The following is an 18,299-nucleotide window of genomic DNA, read 5'->3' as shown; positions in this document are numbered from 1 at the left end:
CGGGCTTAGACGGCGAGCCTGCGGGCCGTGGTCTGCGTACCCGGAAGCGAATCGAGGATCGCCTCGTATGGTGCCAGCGTACCCACGGGCCCGACAGCGGTAAGCGTCGGCTTCGTCGAGAACATGCGCGCCGACAGGTCGGTCAGCCTTTCGACCGTCAGTGCCGACAGCCGTTCCATCAGCTCTTCCTTGGCGATCGGGCGGCCGAACAAAAGCAGTTGGCGCGCGATCTGCGAGGCGCGGCTGGCCGGGCTTTCGGCGGACATGATCAGCCCGGCGCGATACTGCGCACGCGCCCGGTCGAGTTCTTCCTGCAGGATGTTTTCGCCGGCCTTCTGCAATTCGTCGATGATGACCGGCACCAGTTCGGCAATGTCGCTCTGGCCTGTCGCGGCATGGACGCCGAAAATGCCGGTGTCGGAAAAGCCCCAGTGGAAGGCATAGACGGAGTAGCACAAGCCGCGCTTCTCGCGGACTTCCTGGAACAGGCGCGATGACATGCCGCCGCCGAGGATCATCGACAGCACCTGCGAGGCGTAGAAGTCGCGTACATGATAGGCGCGGCCCTCGAAGCCCAGCACGATCTGCGCATCCATCAGGTCGCGGTCCTCGCGGAAATCGCCGCCGACATATTGCGCATATTGCGGGATAGTGCTGTCGGCCTTGCTGCGGAAGCCGCCGAGATGCTTTTCGACCTCGCGCACGAACTTGTCGTGCTTGATGTCGCCTGCGGCTACGATCACCATCCGCTCGGCGCCGTATTGGCGCTCGATGAAATCGTGCAACTGCTTGGAGGTGAAGGATTTCACCGTTTCCGGCGTGCCCAGGATCGAGCGGCCGATGGTCTGGTGGCGAAAGGCTGTCTCGGTGAAACGGTCGAAGACGATATCGTCGGGCGTGTCGTGTGCGGCGCCGATCTCCTGCAGGATGACATGCTGCTCGCGTTCGAGCTCCTGCGGGTCGAATTCGGACTCCTGCAGGATGTCGGCAAGAATGTCGACCGCCAGCGGCACGTCGTCGGAGAGCACCCTTGCATAGTAGGAGGTGGTCTCGACGCTGGTCGCGGCGTTGATCTCACCGCCGACGTCCTCGATTTCCGAGGCGATCTCGAAGGCACTTCGCCGCTTCGTGCCCTTGAACGCCATGTGCTCGAGCAGATGGGCCATGCCATGCTCTTCGTCACGCTCATTGCGGGCGCCGGACTTGACCCAGGCACCAAGGGCAACCGATTCGATACTTGGAAGGGTTTCGGTGGCGACTGTCAGGCCGTTCGACAGACGGCTTACCTCAACACCCATATGGCTCTTACTCCCTAACGCGCCGCTCGCGCACGGCGGCCGACGTAATCTTCCACCATTTTCAGGTCGGATGGAAGTACCGTGTATTTTTCCTCAAATGTCATCAATCCGCCTAGCCATGCGGGCAGGGCGGGCGAGACCCCGCTGGCGGCCTCGACGGCGGCAGGAAACTTTGCCGGGTGAGCGGTGCCCAGCACCACCATCGGCGTGGCACCCGCAGCCTTGCCCGACGCCACATGCACCGCTGCCGCCGTGTGCGGATCGAGCAGGTAATTGCTGGCCGCCAGCGTCGAGCGGATGGTGGCGGCGACCTCGTCCATATCGGCGCGGCCGGCGTCGAATTCGGACCGCATCCTGGCGATTTCCGCTGCTTCGATGGTGAAGGCGCCCGATTGCTTGAGGCTTGCCATATAGCGCCGCACGGTCGCCGCGTCACGGTTGGAGGCCTCGAACAGCAGGCGTTCGAAATTCGACGATACCTGGATGTCCATCGACGGCGAGGTGGTGGCGAAGACGCCTTTGGTGCTGTATTCGCCGGTCGCGAAGGTGCGGGCCAGTATGTCGTTGTCATTGGTGGCGATGACCAGCCGTTCGATCGGCAGGCCCATCTTCTTGGCAGCATAGCCGGCGAAGATGTCGCCGAAATTGCCGGTCGGCACCGTGAACGATATCGGCCTATCCGGTCCGCCGAGAGACAGCGCCGAGGAGAAATAATAGACGATCTGCGCCATGATGCGCGCCCAGTTGATCGAATTGACCCCTGACAGCGCGACGCGATCGCGGAAGGCGTGATCGTTGAACATGTCCTTGAGCAGGCCCTGGCAATCGTCGAAATTGCCCTCGATTGCCAGCGCATGGACGTTTTCAGCCTTGGACGTCGTCATCTGCCGCTGCTGCACGGGCGAAACCCGGCCATGCGGGAAAAGGATGAAGATGTCGGTGCGGCTGCGTCCGGCGAAGGCGTCGATGGCCGCGCCGCCGGTATCGCCCGAGGTGGCGCCTACGATCGTGGCATGCTGGCCACGTTGGGCAAGCACGTGGTCCATCAGCCGGGCGAGCAGCTGCATCGCCACGTCCTTGAACGCCAGCGTCGGTCCATGGAAGAGTTCGAGGACAAAGGTGTTGGGCCCGGTCTGGACCAACGGACAGACAGCCTCGTGGCGGAAGGTGGCGTAGGCTTCGCGGACCAGACGTTCGAAGACCGGCGCCGGGATTTCGCCGCCAAGGAAGGGCGACAGCACGCGGATGGCGAGGTCTGGATAGGCAAGGCCGCGCATGGCGCGAATTTCGGATGGCGAAAACTGGGGCCACTCGCGCGGCACGTAAAGCCCGCCATCGCGCGCCAGTCCCGCCAGCACCGCGTCAGAAAATCCAAGCGCGGGCGCTTCCCCGCGAGTACTCACATATTGCATGTCACAGATCCGTTGCCGCTAGGCTTTTCCGTTCACCACAAGGTGGTTAATTTCTGTGCTGGCTCAGTCGCATTTTTGCCGCGCGGTTGATATACGTCACCAGCTTTGCGAGAGGGAAGAGCAGTTTCATGGGGTTTCATACATTCGGCGGTCGCTTTGTGGCGGGTCTTGCGCTCACCGGCTTTATGCTCGCCGCCGCGGGTTGCCAATCAAGCGACAACGGCATCCTGAACCTCGGCTTCGGCAAAAAGGATCCGACAGCGCCACCGCCGCCGCAGGATCCCAAAATCCTGGCCAGCCAGCTGACCGCCTATTGCCCGAAGGTCACGGTGCGCGACGGCACGGCCTTCTTCAACACCTACGTCAAGGACGTGCAGAAGCCCAAGCCGAGAGTTAAGAAGACTGGCGACGCCGCGCAGGACGCCGCGGCCCAAGCCGCGGCTGACGCGGCTGCTGCCACGCCGCCCGACGATTCGGCGAGGATCATCTATCAGGCTTCGATCAGCGATGTGACCCGCGATTGCGGCCGTGCCGACGGGCAATTGACGATGAAGATCGCGGTCGCCGGCAAGGTCGTTCCAGGACCGAAATTCGCGCCCGGCACCATCACCATGCCGATCCGCACTGCCGTAATGCATGGCACTGATGTGCTTTATTCGCAGATTCATCAGTATCAGGTTCAGGTGACCGATCCCTCGGTCGCCACCCAGTTCGTCTTCACCGACTCCAATGTCGTCGTGCCCGCACCGACGGCGCCGGACTATCAGGCCTATGCCGGTTATGACGAAACCGTGCCGAAGGCGACGACGAGCAAGCCGAAGAAGACCCACAGGAAGAAGGCCGCGACGACAAACTAGACGTTGGTCAGGCGTCGGCCGACCATTCCGACAGCGCCGCGATAACGCTTTTCAGTTCCGCCCAGCGACGGATCACCGTCTCCGCGCCGGCCTCCGTCAGCGCGTCGGCATGGCCGGGATAGCTATGGCTGGCGCCGGTGAAGCCGATCACGCGCATGCCGGCCGTCCTGGCTCCGGTGACGCCGTGCACGGAATCCTCAATGACGAAGGTGTTGGCCGGTTTGGCGTTGAGTTTTTCGGCGGCAAACAGGAACACGTCAGGAGCCGGCTTGGTTTTGCCGGTGGGCGTTTCCATCGCCGAGAAGATCCGCCCGGCGAAAAACGGCAGCAGGTGAACCTTCTCCAGCATGAAATCGATCCGCTCCGAGCGGGAGTTGGAGCAGATGCAACGTTGCGCCGTGACGGAGGCGACCGCTTCGCGCACACCTTCAATGGCACGCACGTCGCTGCGCAGTTTCCTGTCGACCAGGTCCTCTGCACGATCGATCAGCGACACCTGGAACGGGATCTTGGACTTCTCCTCTATGCGTATAAGGATGTCCTTGAATGTCAGGCCCGCATAGGTCTCGGCAATCTCTTCCGCCGAGATTTCGTATCCGGCCAGGGTTATCAGCTCAGCCTCGATCCGTGCGGCGATGATTTCGGAATCGACGAGAACGCCGTCGCAATCGAAGATGACAAGGTCTGGCTGGGGCATGGTGATCCGGAACAAGGAGGAGGATGAATGGCCGCTCAGGGCTCAAGCGGCGCGGCATACACCAATGGCCCGGCCTTCGCAAACCTGACCGGCCATCCGGCGGGCCTTCACCGAATATTTACGCTGATCGGTAACCATAACGGGGAGTAAACAGTAACGCGTGCCTTGGGTGTAAAAATGTCTGCCGTACGTCTTCTCGACGAGCTTTCCCATGCTCCCCAGCAGTCCGAATGGCTGGACACTATCCTCAAGGGCGACTGCGTCGCAGCCCTCGACCGGCTGCCCGAAAAATCCATCGACGTCATCTTCGCCGATCCGCCCTACAACCTGCAGCTCGACGGCGACCTGCACCGGCCCGACCAATCCAAGGTCGACGCGGTCGACGACGCCTGGGACCAGTTCGAGAGCTTCGAGGCATATGACGCCTTCACCCGCGCCTGGCTGCTGGCGGCTCGCCGGGTGCTTAAGCCCAACGGCACCATCTGGGTGATCGGCTCCTATCACAACATCTTCCGTGTCGGCGCCAAGATGCAGGATCTGGGCTTCTGGATCCTCAATGACGTGGTCTGGCGCAAGACCAACCCGATGCCGAATTTCCGTGGCCGCCGCTTCCAGAACGCGCATGAGACCATGATCTGGGCTTCGCGCGACCAGAAGGGCAAGGGCTATACCTTCAACTACGAGGCGCTGAAGGCATCGAATGACGATGTCCAGATGCGCTCCGACTGGCTGTTCCCGATCTGCACCGGCGCGGAGCGGTTGAAGAATGACGATGGCGACAAGCTGCACCCGACGCAGAAGCCCGAGGCCCTGCTCGCCCGTGTCATGATGGCCTCGACCAAACCGGGCGACATCGTGCTCGATCCCTTCTTCGGCTCCGGCACGACCGGCGCGGTGGCCAAGCGCCTCGGCCGTCATTTCGTCGGCATCGAGCGCGAGCAGGCCTATATCGACGCCGCCAATGAACGTATCGACGCGGTTCGGCCGCTTGAGGGAGCCGATCTCACGGTTCTCACCGGCAAGCGCGCCGAGCCGCGCGTGGCCTTCGTAAGCCTGATCGACACCGGGCTGATGACGCCAGGCGTAACACTCTACGACGCCAAGAAGCGCTGGGCGGCCAAGGTGCGCGCCGACGGCACTGTGGCGATCGGCGACAGCGCCGGCTCGATCCACAAGATCGGCGCCGAAGTGCAGGGACTGGACGCCTGCAACGGCTGGACCTTCTGGCACTATGAGCGCAGCGGCGGGCTCACCCCGATCGACGAACTTCGCCGCATCGCCCGCCTCGGCATGGAGCGGGCAGGGGGTTGATTCGATCAGGCCTTGTCTTCCTCAAGGATGATTTCGGTGATCTCGCCTTTGGCCATCAGCGAGAGCTGGTTGGCGAAGCGGGACAGGCGCGCATAGTCCGTCCGGAGCCGAACGCGCGCAAAATCACGATCATCAATGTCTTCAGCGACCTCGATTCTGACGAATAAGTGGCCGACGCCATCTGCCGGAAAGACAGAGATGTTGATCAGGCCGGGTGACTTCAGTGCCAGCTCTGAGCGCTGGATCGGATATGCCTGCAGCAATGCAAGGAATTCGCTGACGTCGTTGGTCGGAAAATATGCGACGCCATGTCCGTGGAAGTGGCCGCGCTCGATACTGACGCCGAGTACCGACCACTCTGAATCAAACCTCAAAACAAGCCTGCCCATCTGGGACGGGGTTAGGCTACGACGCCGAGGCGTTCAAGGTCTGCTTGAAGCGTCTTGGCATCGGTGAACAGCACGGCTTGCCAGCCGGCCGCCCTGGCGCCGTCGACATTCTTCTGGCTGTCGTCGATGAACAGCGTCGCGGACGGTTCGAGGCCGAACGCAGCAACGTGATGGTCGTAAATATCACGATCCGGCTTGATCTTGCCGATCTCGCCGGAGATGGTCACACCGCGTGGACGATCGAGGAAATCGAAGCGTTTGCGGGCTTCGGCCAAGGTGTCGGCGGCGAAGTTGGTCAGCATGGTCACATCATGGCCGCTCTCGATCAGGCCGAGCATGATGGCGACGCTGTCGTCATAGGCATGCGGCACCATGTCGTGCCAGTGCCTTCGGAAATTGCGGATGTTTTCCGCGTGATCGGGATGCTCGGCGATCAGCAGCGCCTCGGCCTCTTCCCAGGTCCGGCCGCGATCCTGCTCGACGTTCCAGTCATGCGTGCAGACATTGTCGAAGAACCATTTCCGCTCCGTCTCGTCGGGAATCAGCCGGCTGAACGGAATGCTGGGATCGTAATGGAGCAACACTTTGCCGATGTCGAAAACGATGTGGCGGACTTCAGTCATGGTGCCTCGTTGCACTCAATGGTGACGGCTTTTTCGTCGCGCCGGGTATCGCAGCCTCGATTGCCTTTTTCATGACGGTCGGCAGGGCCTCGCCGGAAATCTCTCGAACCGGCGACCAGAAATGCCCTTCCGGCGCATCACCTTTGATGTGGGCATGAAAGACGTCGAGTTCGAGAGCGAAATGGGTGAAGACATGCGTGATTGTTCCGGCCCGCCGCCATTCGCCGGGAAAGGGCGCCGCCGCCGCCGTGGTGGCTCCATCCACCCGTGCCGTCCAGGCGGTGGTCGGCACCTCCGTCATGCCGCCGAGCAATCCTTTCTCCGGCCGTTTGCGCAGGAGAACGGCGCCGTCCTCGCGCATGGCCACGAAAGCGGCGCCGCGCCGCAACGGCTTGTCGGCCTTCGGCAGGCGAACCGGGAAATGTTCAGGGTCGCCCGACAGGATCGCGGTGCAATCCTCGCGCAGTGGGCACAGCATGCAGCGCGGCCGGCGCGGCGTGCAGATCGTGGCGCCGAGATCCATCATCGCCTGGGCGAAGTCGCCCGGCCTTGCCGCCGGCACCATGCGCTCGACATGAGCGCGTATCTCGGGCTTGGCCTCGCTGAGCGGCATCGTGATCGAAAACAGCCTCGAGATGACACGCTCGACATTGCCGTCCACGACGGCCGCGGGACGGTCGAAGGCGATCGCCGTGATGGCCGCCGAGGTGTAGGCGCCGATGCCGGGCAGGTCTCTCAAAGCGGCCTCCGTGTCGGGAAACCGGCCGCCACGCGCCGCCACCAGATCGGCGCAGGCCTTGAGGTTGCGTGCGCGGGAATAGTAGCCGAGCCCCGCCCAGGCCTTCATCACGTCCTCGGTCGGTGCCGCGGCGAGAGCCTCGACATCAGGCCATTTCTCGACAAAGGCGCGGAAATAGGATTTTACCGCCTCGACGGTGGTCTGCTGCAGCATGACTTCCGACAGCCAGATGCGGTAGGGGTCGGGCCGCACGCCGCGGGCATGGTCGCGCGGCGAAACCCGCCAGGGCAGTTCGCGATGATGCACGTCGTACCAGGCGAGCAGGCGCGACGCGGCATCGTCTGACATTGTCCTGTCAATCTCGGCCTTGCGGGTCTGGTCTGCTGGTGCCATTGATCTTGTGTTGGCCTGGCCGATATCGGGTGAGGTCGTGGCTGGAGAACGCACATGGCAGGGAAAAGGCCCTTCGGCAATCCCGTTCCGGTGAGCGATCTCGCCACTGAGATCCTCGATCCGGTGCTGCGCAAGCGGGCAGGCATCTCGATTGGTCTCGTCCAGTCCTGGGAAGAGATCGCGGGCCCGCGCCTTGCCAGCCGCTCGCGGCCCGAGAAGATCCAGTGGCCGCGCCGCTTGCATGAAGACGATCCGTTCGAGCCGGCCGTGCTGGTCATCGCCTGCGAGGGCATGGCGGCGCTCCACCTGCAGCATGAGACGGGTGAGATCATCAACAGGGTCAACGCCTTCCTCGGCTTCAACGCCATTGGCCGCATCAGGATCGTGCAGAAGCCGGTGATGTCAGGCAAAGTCCGGCCAAAGCCTGCCCTCAGGCCGCTGACAGAGGCCGAAAAAATGAAATTGTCCGATACTGTCGGGCTGATCGAAGATGACGGACTGCGAGCCTCCCTGGAAAGGCTGGGTGCGACAATTCTTGGCGGGAGGAAAGTCTAGTTCCCACTGGAAAGAGTCACAGGTTTGTCGTTAATCTCGCGCATTCGTGATCACCCTTGTCAGGTTTCGCGATTGGATTGGGGACAGAGATGCCTTAATTCGCGCCAACTCTCGCTTTTTCGTACTTTTGCATTGCAAAATCCAACCCCTGTCAGGTGATTCGTATGAGCCGTTCCTCGTTTGGCCCAAGCTTGTCTCGCAGAAACGTCCTGTCTTCGCTGGCCGCCATTCCGGCGGTCGCCCTGCTCGCCGCCTGCAGCGACTCCGGCGAACAGGCCAAGGCCGCGGATGTAAGGCCCGCCGATCCGGCCACGCCCGCGAAGCCCGCCACGCCGGCGGCGGTTCAGGTGCCGGAAGCACAGGGCACTGTCGATATGGCCGAATTGCTGAAGCCGGGCGCACTGCCCGACAAGCAGCTTGGCAAGGACAATGCGAAGGTCACCATCGTCGAATACGCTTCGATGACCTGCCCGCATTGCGCGCATTTCGCCGAAACGACCTTCCCGGCGCTGAAGACGAAGTATATCGACACCGGCAAGGCCCGCTATATCCTGCGCGAATTCCCCTTCGATCCGAGCGCGGAAGCCGGTTTCATGCTGGCGCGCTGCGCCAAGGACAACTATTTCCCGATGGTCGACGTGCTGTTCAAGCAGCAGGCCAACTGGGTTGGCGTGTCGAACACAAAGGATGCGCTGCTGCAAATCTCGAAGCTCGCCGGTTTTACACAGGAGTCCTTCGAGGCCTGCTTGACGGACCAGAAACTTCTGGACGATGTGAGATCGGTCCAGAAGCGTGGCGCCAATGAATTCAAGGTCGACTCGACACCGACCTTCTTCATCAACGGTAAGACCTACAAGGGGGCGATGTCGATTGAGGAAATGTCGGCTATCATCGACCCTCTGCTCTGACATCGGCTCGGCGCTGAGGCGGCGGCGTTTCGGCGCTGCCCGCCTTTGTGAGGCGCGTGAATGAAGTTTTCGCGCCTTCGCCTGCTTGGTTTCAAGTCCTTCGTCGAACCCGGCGAGTTCGTGATCGAACGCGGCCTGACGGGTATTGTCGGGCCGAACGGTTGCGGCAAGTCGAACCTCGTCGAGGCGTTGCGCTGGGTGATGGGCGAAAGCTCCTACAAGAACATGCGCGCGTCCGGCATGGACGACGTGATCTTTTCCGGTTCGGGCACGCGGCCCGCACGCAACACCGCCGAAGTCACGCTGTTCCTCGACAACAGCGATCGCTCGGCGCCGGCCGCCTTCAACGATGCCGACGAGTTGCAGGTGTCACGCCGCATCGAACGCGAGGCAGGCTCCCTTTATCGCATCAACGGCAAGGAAGCGCGCGCCAAGGACGTGCAGCTTCTGTTTGCCGACCAGTCGACCGGCGCGCGCTCGCCGTCGATGGTCGGGCAGGGCCGTATCGGCGAATTAATCCAGGCCAAACCACAGGCGCGCCGCGCACTTCTCGAGGAGGCCGCCGGCATTTCCGGCCTGCATACCCGCCGCCACGAGGCGGAATTGCGGCTGAAGGCTGCGGAACAGAATCTCGAACGCCTCGACGATGTCGTCGGCGAACTGGAAAGCCAGATCGAAAGCCTGAAACGCCAGGCGCGCCAGGCGTCACGCTTCAAGAACCTGTCGGCCGATATCCGCAAGGCCGAAGCGACGCTTCTGCATCTGCGCTGGACACTGGCCAAGACCCAGGAAGGTGAGGCGCGTTCGGCGCTGGCGACCGCCACGGCACTTGTCGGCGACCGCGCCGCCGCGCAGATGAACGCCGCCAAGGAGCAGGGCATCAGCGCCCATCGCTTGCCCGAGCTGCGCGACGCGGAAGCCGCCGCCGCCGCTGCCTTCCAGCGGCTGTCGATCGCCAAGTCGCAGATCGAGGAGGAAGCCGGCCGCATCCGCGCTCGCCAGGCCGAGATCGAGCGCCGGTTGCAGCAGCTCGACGGCGACATCGCCCGCGAGGAGCGGATGGTGCGCGACAATGCCGATGTTCTCGAACGCCTGCGCACCGAAGAAGCTACGCTGAATTCCGAAAACGCCGGCGCCGCCGAGCGCGAGGCCACCACCCGCGCCGCATTCGAACAGGCCGCATCGACGCTTGCGCAAAGTGAAGCCAGGCTTGCCGCGCTGACCGCTGAACGGGCCGAGGCCGTCGCTTCGCGCCATCAGATCGAACGGACGCTGCGCGAAACCGCCGAGCGCCGCGACCGCTTTGCCCGCCAGCTCGCCGAGGTGGACCGCGAATTGTCGGATATCCTCTCGAAGGTAGCCGGCCTGCCGGATCCTGCCGAGAAGCGGATACTGGTCGAACAGGCCGTCGCGTTGCTGGAAGAATCCGAGGCCGCGGTGGCGCAGGCCGAGCAGTCGGTCATCGATGCCCGTGCCGCCGAAAATGCCGCTCGCCCACCGCTACAGGACGCAAGGGCGGAGCTGGCGCGGATCGAGACCGAAGCCCGGACACTGGCCAAGATTCTGAACGCGGCCAGCGGCGATCTCTTCCCTTCGGTGCTGGAGCAGATCAGCGTCGAGCGCGGCTTCGAGACGGCGCTGGGTGCGGCCCTTGGCGAAGACCTAGACGTGCCGCTCGACCGCAGCGCGCCGGCGCATTGGGGCGAAAGCCAGATCCAGCCCGGCGACGCGGCCCTGCCGGAAGGGACCAGAAGCCTTGCCAGCGTGGTTCGCGCCCCGGCGCAGCTTGCCCGCCGCCTGGCGCAGATCGGCATCGTCGAGGCCGCTGATGGCCGCCGGCTCCAGGCGCTGCTCGCGCCCGGCCAGAGACTGGTCAGCCGCGAAGGCGCGCTATGGCGCTGGGACGGCCTTACCGCCAGTGCCGACGCGCCGACGGCCGCGGCTCAGCGGCTGGCGCAGAAGAACCGGCTTGCCGAACTCGATGCCGAGGCGGTGCAGGCGACGCTCGCCCTGCGTCAGGCCGAGGAGGCGCTGGCGCAGGCTGAACAGGCGCTTCGCCAGGCAAGCGAGGCCGAGCGTAACACGCGTCAGGCCGGGCGCGACGCCCAGCACCGACTGGACGCCGCCCGCAATGCGCTGGTCGAAGCCGAAAAGGCCGGCGGCGAGCTGTCGAGCCGGCGCGCGGCTTTGGGCGAGGCGCGTGCCCGCATCGTCGACAGCCATGAGGAGACCTCGGCGGCGTTCGTCGAGGCCGAAATGCTGCTGCAGGATGCCCCCGATCTCGGCGACCTGCAATTGCAGCTCGAACAGTCCTCGGCCAATGTCTCCCGCGACCGCGCCACGCTTGCCGACGCGCGTGCCATGCATGAAGGCTTGCGGCGCGAAGCCGAGGCACGCACGCGCCGGCTCGATGCCATCGGCGCCGAACGCAGCAACTGGCTGGTGCGTGCCGAAAACGCCTCGACGCAGATCGCATCGCTTGGCGAACGCAAGGCCGAGGCCGAGGCCGAGCGCGAGCGGCTGGCCGATGCGCCTGACGAGATCGATGCCAAGCGGCGCGCCTTGCTGTCGCAACTCACCGAGGCCGAGGCCTTGCGCAGGGCCGCCGCCGACCGGCTGCAGGAAGCCGAGAATAGGCAGGCCGAACTGGACAAGGCGGCCACAGGGGCCATCCAGTCATTGGCCGAGGCGCGCGAGACCCGTGCCCGCGCCGAGGAAAGGCTGACGGCGGCCGACGAGCGCCGGCTGGAGGTCGAGGCGCGTATCCAGGAAACGCTGAACACGCCGCCCCATCTCGTCATTCGCCATACCGGGCTGGAAGTCGACGATCCGATGCCTGAAATGGCCGAGATTGAACGCCAGCTCGATCGGTTGAAGATCGAGCGCGAACGGCTCGGCGCCGTCAATTTGCGCGCCGAGGAAGAGCAGAAGGAGCTTTCCGACCGGCTGGAGACCATCGTTTCGGAGCGCGAGGACATCATCGAGGCGATCCGCAAGCTCAGACAAGCGATCCAGAGCCTCAACCGCGAGGGCCGCGAGCGGCTTCTCGCCGCTTTCGATGTGGTCAACAGCCACTTCCAGCGGTTGTTCTCGCATCTGTTCGGCGGCGGCACGGCGGAATTGCAGCTGATCGAATCCGAGGATCCGCTAGAGGCGGGGCTGGAAATCCTTGCCCGCCCGCCCGGCAAGAAGCCGCAGACCATGACGCTGCTGTCGGGCGGCGAGCAGGCGCTGACGGCGATGTCGCTGATCTTCGCCGTGTTCCTGACCAACCCGGCGCCGATCTGCGTGCTCGACGAAGTCGATGCGCCGCTCGACGATCACAATGTCGAACGCTTCTGCAACCTCATGGACGAGATGGCCAAGACCACGGAGACGCGCTTCGTCATCATCACCCACAATCCGATCACCATGGCACGCATGGATCGGTTGTTTGGCGTGACCATGGCCGAGCAGGGCGTCAGCCAACTCGTGTCGGTCGATCTGCAAGCCGCGGAAGCGATGCGCGAGGCGAGCTAACGTTCACGACGGTAGCGGCTAGCTCGATGGAACTCGATCGGGGCGGTCGCGTTCGACTTGGAGCCGCTCGAACTACGGATGGCTGCTCTTTCGCGGGCCGGGGCAATGCCATCGAAGCGAGATCGCGATGTATGTTTTGCTTGAAGTAGTGACCGTCATCTTGGTAGCGAGCGCGATGGCTATGGCGCTTGCCCACGCTCTGGAACTGCCTGGTAAGCTCAGGCTCGGCAAGGAGCGGTATTTTGTCGTCCAGCAGATCTACTATCCAGGGTTTACGATCGGGGGCGGCGTCGCGGAGGTTGGCGGGATCATTGCGACGCTTGCGTCGCTGCTGACTGCGAGAGTGGGGTCGATCCAATTCTGGCTGATCGCCTGCGCGTTGGCCGCACTGCTGGTCATGCAGGGCATCTTCTGGTTCATGACCCAGCCGGTGAACAAGTGCTGGCTGCAAGGCGTTGAATTGAGCTCACCCGCCAAGGGCTTCTTCGGTACCGAGGGTAGAGGACGTCCAGCCCAGTCACAGGAGACAGAGTGGATCGCTCTTCGCAACCGGTGGGAGATCTCGCATGTTATGCGCGCAGTGGCGGCGATGCTGAGCTTGGCCCTGCTGACCACGGCAATCGCGTTGCATGACGTCTGATAGGTTACCTGACTGTCGCAACCAGCTTCCGACGGGCCGACTTTGAAACGTGAGAGCAGATGCGGGACGCCAAGGGATTCGAAACCGAAGCCCGCGCTCATCCCGGCAAATAGCGCTCAGCTCCACTAAGTGGTTGCTGTAGCTGACGAAAATAGATGGCTGGGGCGCCAGGATTCGAACCTGGGAATGTCGGTACCAAAAACCGATGCCTTACCACTTGGCGACGCCCCAATAGCCGTCAGAGTCGCTTGTGCGGCGCGTTATTAGCAGAGCAGCCGAAAAGCACAATGCTTATGAGCAATCACGGGAACACTCAAATCGACCAGCAGTGCGGTTGGCCCCCGGTGGTCTACAAACGGACTATTCGGACCACACAGCCAACTCATTGCCAGCCGGATCGACGAAGTGGAAACGTCGGCCGCCCGGGAACGGGAAGATCGGCTTGACGATCGTGCCGCCAGCGCTTTCCACAGCGTGGAGGGTCTCCTCGAGATTTTCGCTATAGAGCACGGGCAGCGGCTTTGCCGATGCTTCCGCGGCATCGGCCTGAAAACCGCCGTCGAGGCCTTCGGCAAAGGCTGAGTAGGTCGGCCCGTAATCGGTGAACGACCAGGCAAAGGCGGTGCTGTAGAAAGCCTTCACCCGATCCAGTGTGCCGCCGGTCGCCGGCATTTCCAGATAGTCGAGTTTTCCATTCTGTTTCATGAGGCACCTCTTGTTCTCTTTATGTTCTAGACACCGAACCGTGAGGTGGCAAGTCTTTTTGCCGCATGTCCCGGAAGGGCTTTTTCTTAATCGATTGTAGCGGCCAGCCGGCTTTTCCGGCGCTTGCCTTTCGCACTGCAGCATCATATCGCTCCAAAGTCGGACACGGGCGGAACTTTCCGTTTCGCCAACCTTTCCAATCTCCTGCAACCGGAGAGCAAAGCATGACCAAATGGGTTTTCACCTTTGGCGATGGTGCGGCGGAAGGCCGTGCCGGCGACAAGAATCTGCTGGGCGGCAAGGGCGCCAATCTGGCCGAGATGTGCAGCCTGGGCCTGCCGGTGCCGCCGGGCTTCACCATTACCACCGAGGTCTGCAACGCTTATTATGCCAACGGCCGCACCTATCCCGCGGGACTGGAAGCCGATGTCGCGGTCGCGCTCGATCATATCGGCCGGCTGACCGGCCGTCGGTTCGGCGATCCGTCGAAGCTGTTGCTGGTGTCGGTGCGCTCCGGGGCACGCGCCTCGATGCCGGGCATGATGGACACCGTGCTCAATCTCGGCCTGAACGACGAGACGGTCGAGGCACTGGCCACCGATTCCGGCGATGCGCGCTTCGCCTATGACAGCTACCGCCGCTTCATCCAGATGTATTCCGATGTCGTCATGGGCCTTGATCACGAGGTGTTCGAGGAGATCCTGGAAGACCAGAAGGCCAGCCTCGGCCATGAACTCGACACCGAACTGACGGCCATCGAATGGCAAGGCGTGATCGCGCTCTACAAGGCCAAGGTCGAGGAAGAACTCGGCAGGCCGTTCCCTCAGGACCCGCACGAACAGCTCTGGGGCGCCATTGGTGCTGTGTTTTCAAGCTGGATGAATAATCGCGCCATCACCTACCGGCGCCTGCACGACATCCCAGAAAGCTGGGGTACGGCGGTCAACGTCCAGGCCATGGTGTTCGGCAATATGGGCGAGACCTCCGCCACCGGCGTGGCCTTCACCCGCAATCCCTCGACCGGCGAAAAGCAGCTCTATGGCGAGTTCCTGGTGAACGCGCAGGGCGAGGATGTCGTCGCCGGCATCCGCACACCGCAGAACATCACCGAAGCGGCCCGCATCGCCGCCGGCTCCGACAAGCCGTCGCTGCAGAAGCTGATGCCGGACGCCTTCCAGTCCTTCGTCACCATCTCCGACAGTCTGGAAAAGCACTACCGCGACATGCAGGACCTCGAATTCACCATCGAGCGCGGCAAGTTGTGGATGCTGCAGACCCGGTCCGGCAAGCGCACCGCCAAGGCCGCGCTCCGGATCGCTGTCGAGATGGCAAGGGACGGTCTGATCACGAAGGAGGAGGCCGTCGCTCGTATCGACCCTGCCTCGCTCGATCAGTTGCTGCACCCGACCATCGACCCGAAGGCCGCGCGTGATGTGATTGGCGTCGGCCTGCCGGCGTCGCCCGGAGCCGCCACCGGCGAGATCGTCTTTTCGTCCGGCGATGCCGAGGACCTCAAGACACAGGGACGCAAGGCGATCCTGGTGCGCATCGAGACCAGTCCCGAAGATATCCACGGCATGCATGCCGCCGAGGGCATCCTGACCACGCGTGGCGGCATGACCAGCCATGCGGCGGTCGTGGCGCGCGGCATGGGCAAGCCCTGCGTCTCCGGAGCCGGCTCGCTGCGCGTCGATTACAAGGCCGGCACGCTGCTCTCGATGGGGCAGACCTTCCGCAAGGGCGATGTCATCACCATCGACGGCGGCAATGGCCAAGTGCTCAAGGGCGCCGTCGCGATGCTGCAGCCGGAATTGTCTGGTGATTTCGCCGCCATCATGGAATGGGCGGACGCGGCGCGGCGCATGAAGGTGCGTACCAACGCCGAAACGCCGCTCGATGCCCGCATGGCGCGCTCCTTCGGTGCCGAGGGTATCGGGCTTTGCCGCACCGAACACATGTTCTTCGACGGCGCCCGCATCGTGGCCATGCGCGAGATGATCCTCGCCGACACCGAGAAGGACCGGCGCGCGGCCCTTGCCAAGCTTCTGCCCATGCAGCGCTCGGATTTCCTGGAGTTGTTCGAGATCATGGCCGGCCTGCCGGTGACGATCCGCTTGCTTGACCCGCCGTTGCATGAATTCCTGCCCAAGACCGAGGCCGAAATCGCCGAGGTCGCGTCCGCCATGAATGTATCGCCAGACAAGCTTCGGCAGCGCACCGAGGCCCTGCACGAATTCAACCCGATGCTCGGCCATCGTGGCTGCCGGCTGGCTGTCTCCTATCCCGAGATCGCCGAGATGCAGGCGCGCGCCATTTTCGAGGCGGCCGTCGAGGCCGGCAAGAAGGCCGGCGCGCTGGTGGTGCCCGAGATCATGGTGCCGCTGGTCGGCCTTGTGAAGGAACTCGATTACGTGAAGGCGCGCATCGACGCGGTCGCCAAAAGCGTCATGGACGAGAGCGGCATCAAGATCGATTACCTCACGGGGACGATGATCGAACTGCCACGCGCCGCGATCCGTGCCCATGTCATCGCCGAATCGGCCGAGTTCTTCTCCTTCGGCACAAACGACCTCACCCAGACCACCTTCGGCATCTCGCGCGACGATGCGGCTTCATTCCTGGAGACCTATCGCCAGAAGGGCATTATCGAGCAGGATCCGTTCGTCTCGCTCGACATCGATGGCGTCGGCGAACTGGTGCGCATGGCCGCGCAAAAGGGCAGGGCGACCCGGCCTCAGATCAAGCTCGGCATCTGCGGCGAACATGGCGGTGATCCCTCGTCGATCCGTTTCTGCGAGGAGGTTGGGCTCGACTATGTGTCGTGCTCGCCCTATCGCGTGCCGATCGCCAGGCTGGCGGCCGCGCAGGCTGCTGTGCAGGTGGCGAAGGAGCGTGGCTAAGCCGGTCAGGCTGTATCAAAGCTTACGGTTTTGTATGAAAACTCACGCGAACGTGCTGACGGCATCGCGTAATCTCGACATTGTTTCTGCCCAATTTGCGGACGGCCCGCCAATTGTCTTCGGAATCAGATGTTGCAGATCTCACCCGTGCAGTTCCGCTCGATCCTGATCATTCAAACGAAGTTCATAGGTGACATCGTTCTTGCCTCGGCGCTGGCAAGGAACCTGCAACTCGAATTCCCCGGTGCCAGGATCGTCTTCCTCTGCGAAGCGCAATTCGAGAACTTCGTGGTTGCGCATGGCATCGCCTCCGAGGTGGTCGCATTCAGGCGGTCCCGCATGCGCGGCACCACTCTGGAGCGCGCAAAGGAGCTTTACGCCATGGTGCGGGCGCTGCGTGGCTTCCGCTTCGACCTGACGATTGACCTGACCGATTCAAAAACCTCGCGCATCATCAGCGGGCTCGTCAACGCAAAGACACGCGTCGGCTATGATCCGTCCGAAAGGCCGCTGCGGCTGCTGGAGAGGCAGCCTGCCAATGTGCGTGCCAAACCATACGGATTTGGCGGCCAGCATTTTGTCTATCGCTATCTTTCGCCGCTTGAAGCGCTTGGGGTCGATTTGCGCGTGACGGTGCCAAGCATCCAGCCGCTGCCGTTCGAGACCGTGAAAGCCCTGACGCTTCTGGGCAAGCACCATCTTCGCCCGAACGCCTTTGTCGCCGTCCATGCCGGCGCCAGTTTCAAGGGCCGGCAATGGCAGCCGGAACGGTTTGCCGAGGCGATCGACGAAATTGCGACCGACGCCGGATTGGGCGTCGTCCTGGTGGGAGGGCCGGACGAACGCGAGACCGCCGCGCAGGTCCTGGCCAAGACAGCGACGCCGGTCGTCGATCTTGTCGGCACATTGTCGCTCGAGAGCCTGATGGCGGTCCTGAAACAGGCCCGGCTGTTTCTCGGCAATGAGAGCGGCCCGATGCATATGGCCGCTGCCGCGGGCACGCCGGTTGTCGGGCTGTTCGGCCTGACGCATCCTTCACGCTGGGGACCTGTCGGTGTGCCCAGCATCGCGCTTCGGCCGCCGATGCCATGCGACTGCGTGGCCAAGGACTTGTGCCGCCGCACCGACCCCAGCAAGGCGTGTTGTGTCTGGCGCCTGGAGGTCAAGCCTGTCGTCGAAGCGGCCCGCGAGGTTCTCGCGCGCACCGAGATGAAGCGCGAAGGCGCTGTCTGAGCGGCGATTGATCGTCGGGGCTGCCTCGAAAGGCGGGGTCACCCAGCGGGCGGTCAAATCGCCGCGCCGGGCATTTTCTGCTATCCATCGTCCCGATTTCCGCCTTCATGCGGGTTTTGG

The 18,299-nt window shown here is 63.3% G+C and carries 15 protein-coding genes and 1 tRNA gene; 8 read left to right on the top strand and 8 right to left on the bottom strand.

The window, feature by feature from the left end; all coding sequences use genetic code 11:
* Positions 1–5: 5 nt before the first annotated feature.
* A complete protein-coding gene (locus FJ958_RS11215) occupies positions 6–1,298 on the bottom strand; it encodes a pitrilysin family protein (protein ID WP_140742476.1) in 1,293 nt (430 codons plus the stop codon).
* Positions 1,299–1,312: 14 nt separating this feature from the next.
* Positions 1,313–2,710: a threonine synthase gene (thrC, locus tag FJ958_RS11210; protein WP_140742474.1), complete on the bottom strand. Its 1,398-nt coding sequence runs from the start codon at positions 2,708–2,710 to the stop codon at positions 1,313–1,315.
* 128 nt (positions 2,711–2,838) lie between these two features.
* On the opposite strand from thrC, the gene FJ958_RS11205 reads away from it, so the two are divergent.
* Positions 2,839–3,567 carry a hypothetical protein gene (locus FJ958_RS11205; protein ID WP_140742472.1) on the top strand — a complete coding sequence of 243 codons (729 nt, stop codon included), beginning with the start codon at positions 2,839–2,841 and terminating at the stop codon, positions 3,565–3,567.
* A 7-nt stretch (positions 3,568–3,574) separates the two neighbouring features.
* On the opposite strand, the gene FJ958_RS11200 is transcribed toward FJ958_RS11205, so the two are convergent.
* A complete protein-coding gene (locus FJ958_RS11200; RefSeq protein WP_140742470.1) occupies positions 3,575–4,264 on the bottom strand; it encodes an HAD family phosphatase in 690 nt (229 codons plus the stop codon).
* A 177-nt stretch (positions 4,265–4,441) separates the two neighbouring features.
* Here FJ958_RS11200 and FJ958_RS11195 point away from each other — a divergent pair, with 177 nt between their 5' ends.
* On the top strand, positions 4,442–5,575 hold the full coding sequence (locus FJ958_RS11195; protein WP_140742468.1) for a site-specific DNA-methyltransferase: 1,134 nt from the start codon (positions 4,442–4,444) through the stop codon (positions 5,573–5,575).
* A 5-nt stretch (positions 5,576–5,580) separates the two neighbouring features.
* Here the strand turns inward: FJ958_RS11195 and FJ958_RS11190 are convergent, their stop codons facing one another.
* Genes FJ958_RS11190 through mutY form a run of 3 tightly spaced genes read right to left on the bottom strand, consistent with a single transcriptional unit; the run spans position 5,581 to position 7,719 of the window.
* Positions 5,581–5,964: a hypothetical protein gene (locus FJ958_RS11190; protein ID WP_140742466.1), complete on the bottom strand. Its 384-nt coding sequence runs from the start codon at positions 5,962–5,964 to the stop codon at positions 5,581–5,583.
* An 11-nt stretch (positions 5,965–5,975) separates the two neighbouring features.
* Positions 5,976–6,587, bottom strand: a complete 612-nt coding sequence (locus FJ958_RS11185) for an HAD family phosphatase (RefSeq protein WP_140742464.1) — start codon at positions 6,585–6,587, stop codon at positions 5,976–5,978.
* Complete coding sequence (gene mutY / locus FJ958_RS11180) at positions 6,580–7,719, bottom strand: A/G-specific adenine glycosylase (RefSeq protein WP_140742462.1); 1,140 nt, start codon at positions 7,717–7,719, stop codon at positions 6,580–6,582. The genes FJ958_RS11185 and mutY overlap by 8 nt, the downstream gene beginning before the upstream one ends.
* A 54-nt stretch (positions 7,720–7,773) precedes the next feature.
* On the opposite strand from mutY, the gene FJ958_RS11175 reads away from it, so the two are divergent.
* The 4 genes from FJ958_RS11175 (at position 7,774) to FJ958_RS11160 (ending at position 13,341) form a co-directional block, all read left to right on the top strand.
* A complete protein-coding gene (locus FJ958_RS11175) occupies positions 7,774–8,274 on the top strand; it encodes a DUF721 domain-containing protein (RefSeq protein WP_140742460.1) in 501 nt (166 codons plus the stop codon).
* Between the two features lie 164 nt (positions 8,275–8,438).
* The gene (locus tag FJ958_RS11170) at positions 8,439–9,182 is read left to right on the top strand and encodes a DsbA family protein (RefSeq protein WP_140742458.1); all 744 of its coding nucleotides are present in this window, start codon (positions 8,439–8,441) and stop codon (positions 9,180–9,182) included.
* 60 nt (positions 9,183–9,242) lie between these two features.
* The gene (gene smc, locus FJ958_RS11165) at positions 9,243–12,701 is read left to right on the top strand and encodes a chromosome segregation protein SMC (RefSeq protein WP_140742456.1); all 3,459 of its coding nucleotides are present in this window, start codon (positions 9,243–9,245) and stop codon (positions 12,699–12,701) included.
* A 127-nt stretch (positions 12,702–12,828) separates the two neighbouring features.
* Positions 12,829–13,341: a DUF1772 domain-containing protein gene (locus FJ958_RS11160; protein ID WP_140742454.1), complete on the top strand. Its 513-nt coding sequence runs from the start codon at positions 12,829–12,831 to the stop codon at positions 13,339–13,341.
* A 156-nt stretch (positions 13,342–13,497) separates the two neighbouring features.
* Here the strand turns inward: FJ958_RS11160 and FJ958_RS11155 are convergent.
* Together FJ958_RS11155 and FJ958_RS11150 are read right to left on the bottom strand one after the other, a co-directional pair.
* Positions 13,498–13,572 (bottom strand) — tRNA-Gln (locus FJ958_RS11155).
* 129 nt (positions 13,573–13,701) lie between these two features.
* Entirely contained in the window at positions 13,702–14,046 is a 345-nt protein-coding gene (locus FJ958_RS11150; protein WP_140742452.1) for a VOC family protein, read from the bottom strand.
* Positions 14,047–14,270: 224 nt separating this feature from the next.
* Between FJ958_RS11150 and ppdK the strand changes: the two genes are divergently transcribed.
* Both ppdK and FJ958_RS11140 read left to right on the top strand, forming a co-directional pair.
* Positions 14,271–16,946 carry a pyruvate, phosphate dikinase gene (gene ppdK / locus FJ958_RS11145; protein ID WP_140742450.1) on the top strand — a complete coding sequence of 892 codons (2,676 nt, stop codon included), beginning with the start codon at positions 14,271–14,273 and terminating at the stop codon, positions 16,944–16,946.
* A gap of 129 nt (positions 16,947–17,075) precedes the next feature.
* Positions 17,076–18,179 carry a glycosyltransferase family 9 protein gene (locus FJ958_RS11140; protein ID WP_140742448.1) on the top strand — a complete coding sequence of 368 codons (1,104 nt, stop codon included), beginning with the start codon at positions 17,076–17,078 and terminating at the stop codon, positions 18,177–18,179.
* The last annotated feature ends 120 nt before the right edge of the window (positions 18,180–18,299 follow it).

The sequence above is a fragment of the Mesorhizobium sp. B2-3-5 genome (assembly GCF_006442395.1).
In the GTDB taxonomy this organism is placed as follows: Bacteria; Pseudomonadota; Alphaproteobacteria; order Rhizobiales; family Rhizobiaceae; genus Mesorhizobium.
This window is presented reverse-complemented; position numbering and strand designations above follow the sequence as displayed.

Bases quoted from the DNA above. Each gene is read 5' to 3' on its own strand.
- FJ958_RS11140 (WP_140742448.1), top strand. From the start codon at position 17,076: ATGTTGCAGATCTCACCCGTGCAGTTCCGCTCGATCCTGATCATTCAA.
- smc (WP_140742456.1), top strand. From the start codon at position 9,243: ATGAAGTTTTCGCGCCTTCGCCTGCTTGGTTTCAAGTCCTTCGTCGAA.
- ppdK (WP_140742450.1), top strand. From the start codon at position 14,271: ATGACCAAATGGGTTTTCACCTTTGGCGATGGTGCGGCGGAAGGCCGT.
- FJ958_RS11205 (WP_140742472.1), top strand. From the start codon at position 2,839: ATGGGGTTTCATACATTCGGCGGTCGCTTTGTGGCGGGTCTTGCGCTC.
- mutY (WP_140742462.1), bottom strand. From the start codon at position 7,719: ATGGCACCAGCAGACCAGACCCGCAAGGCCGAGATTGACAGGACAATG.
- thrC (WP_140742474.1), bottom strand. From the start codon at position 2,710: ATGCAATATGTGAGTACTCGCGGGGAAGCGCCCGCGCTTGGATTTTCT.
- FJ958_RS11200 (WP_140742470.1), bottom strand. From the start codon at position 4,264: ATGCCCCAGCCAGACCTTGTCATCTTCGATTGCGACGGCGTTCTCGTC.
- FJ958_RS11175 (WP_140742460.1), top strand. From the start codon at position 7,774: ATGGCAGGGAAAAGGCCCTTCGGCAATCCCGTTCCGGTGAGCGATCTC.
- FJ958_RS11160 (WP_140742454.1), top strand. From the start codon at position 12,829: ATGTATGTTTTGCTTGAAGTAGTGACCGTCATCTTGGTAGCGAGCGCG.
- FJ958_RS11190 (WP_140742466.1), bottom strand. From the start codon at position 5,964: ATGGGCAGGCTTGTTTTGAGGTTTGATTCAGAGTGGTCGGTACTCGGC.
- FJ958_RS11170 (WP_140742458.1), top strand. From the start codon at position 8,439: ATGAGCCGTTCCTCGTTTGGCCCAAGCTTGTCTCGCAGAAACGTCCTG.
- FJ958_RS11150 (WP_140742452.1), bottom strand. From the start codon at position 14,046: ATGAAACAGAATGGAAAACTCGACTATCTGGAAATGCCGGCGACCGGC.
- FJ958_RS11215 (WP_140742476.1), bottom strand. From the start codon at position 1,298: ATGGGTGTTGAGGTAAGCCGTCTGTCGAACGGCCTGACAGTCGCCACC.
- FJ958_RS11185 (WP_140742464.1), bottom strand. From the start codon at position 6,587: ATGACTGAAGTCCGCCACATCGTTTTCGACATCGGCAAAGTGTTGCTC.
- FJ958_RS11195 (WP_140742468.1), top strand. From the start codon at position 4,442: ATGTCTGCCGTACGTCTTCTCGACGAGCTTTCCCATGCTCCCCAGCAG.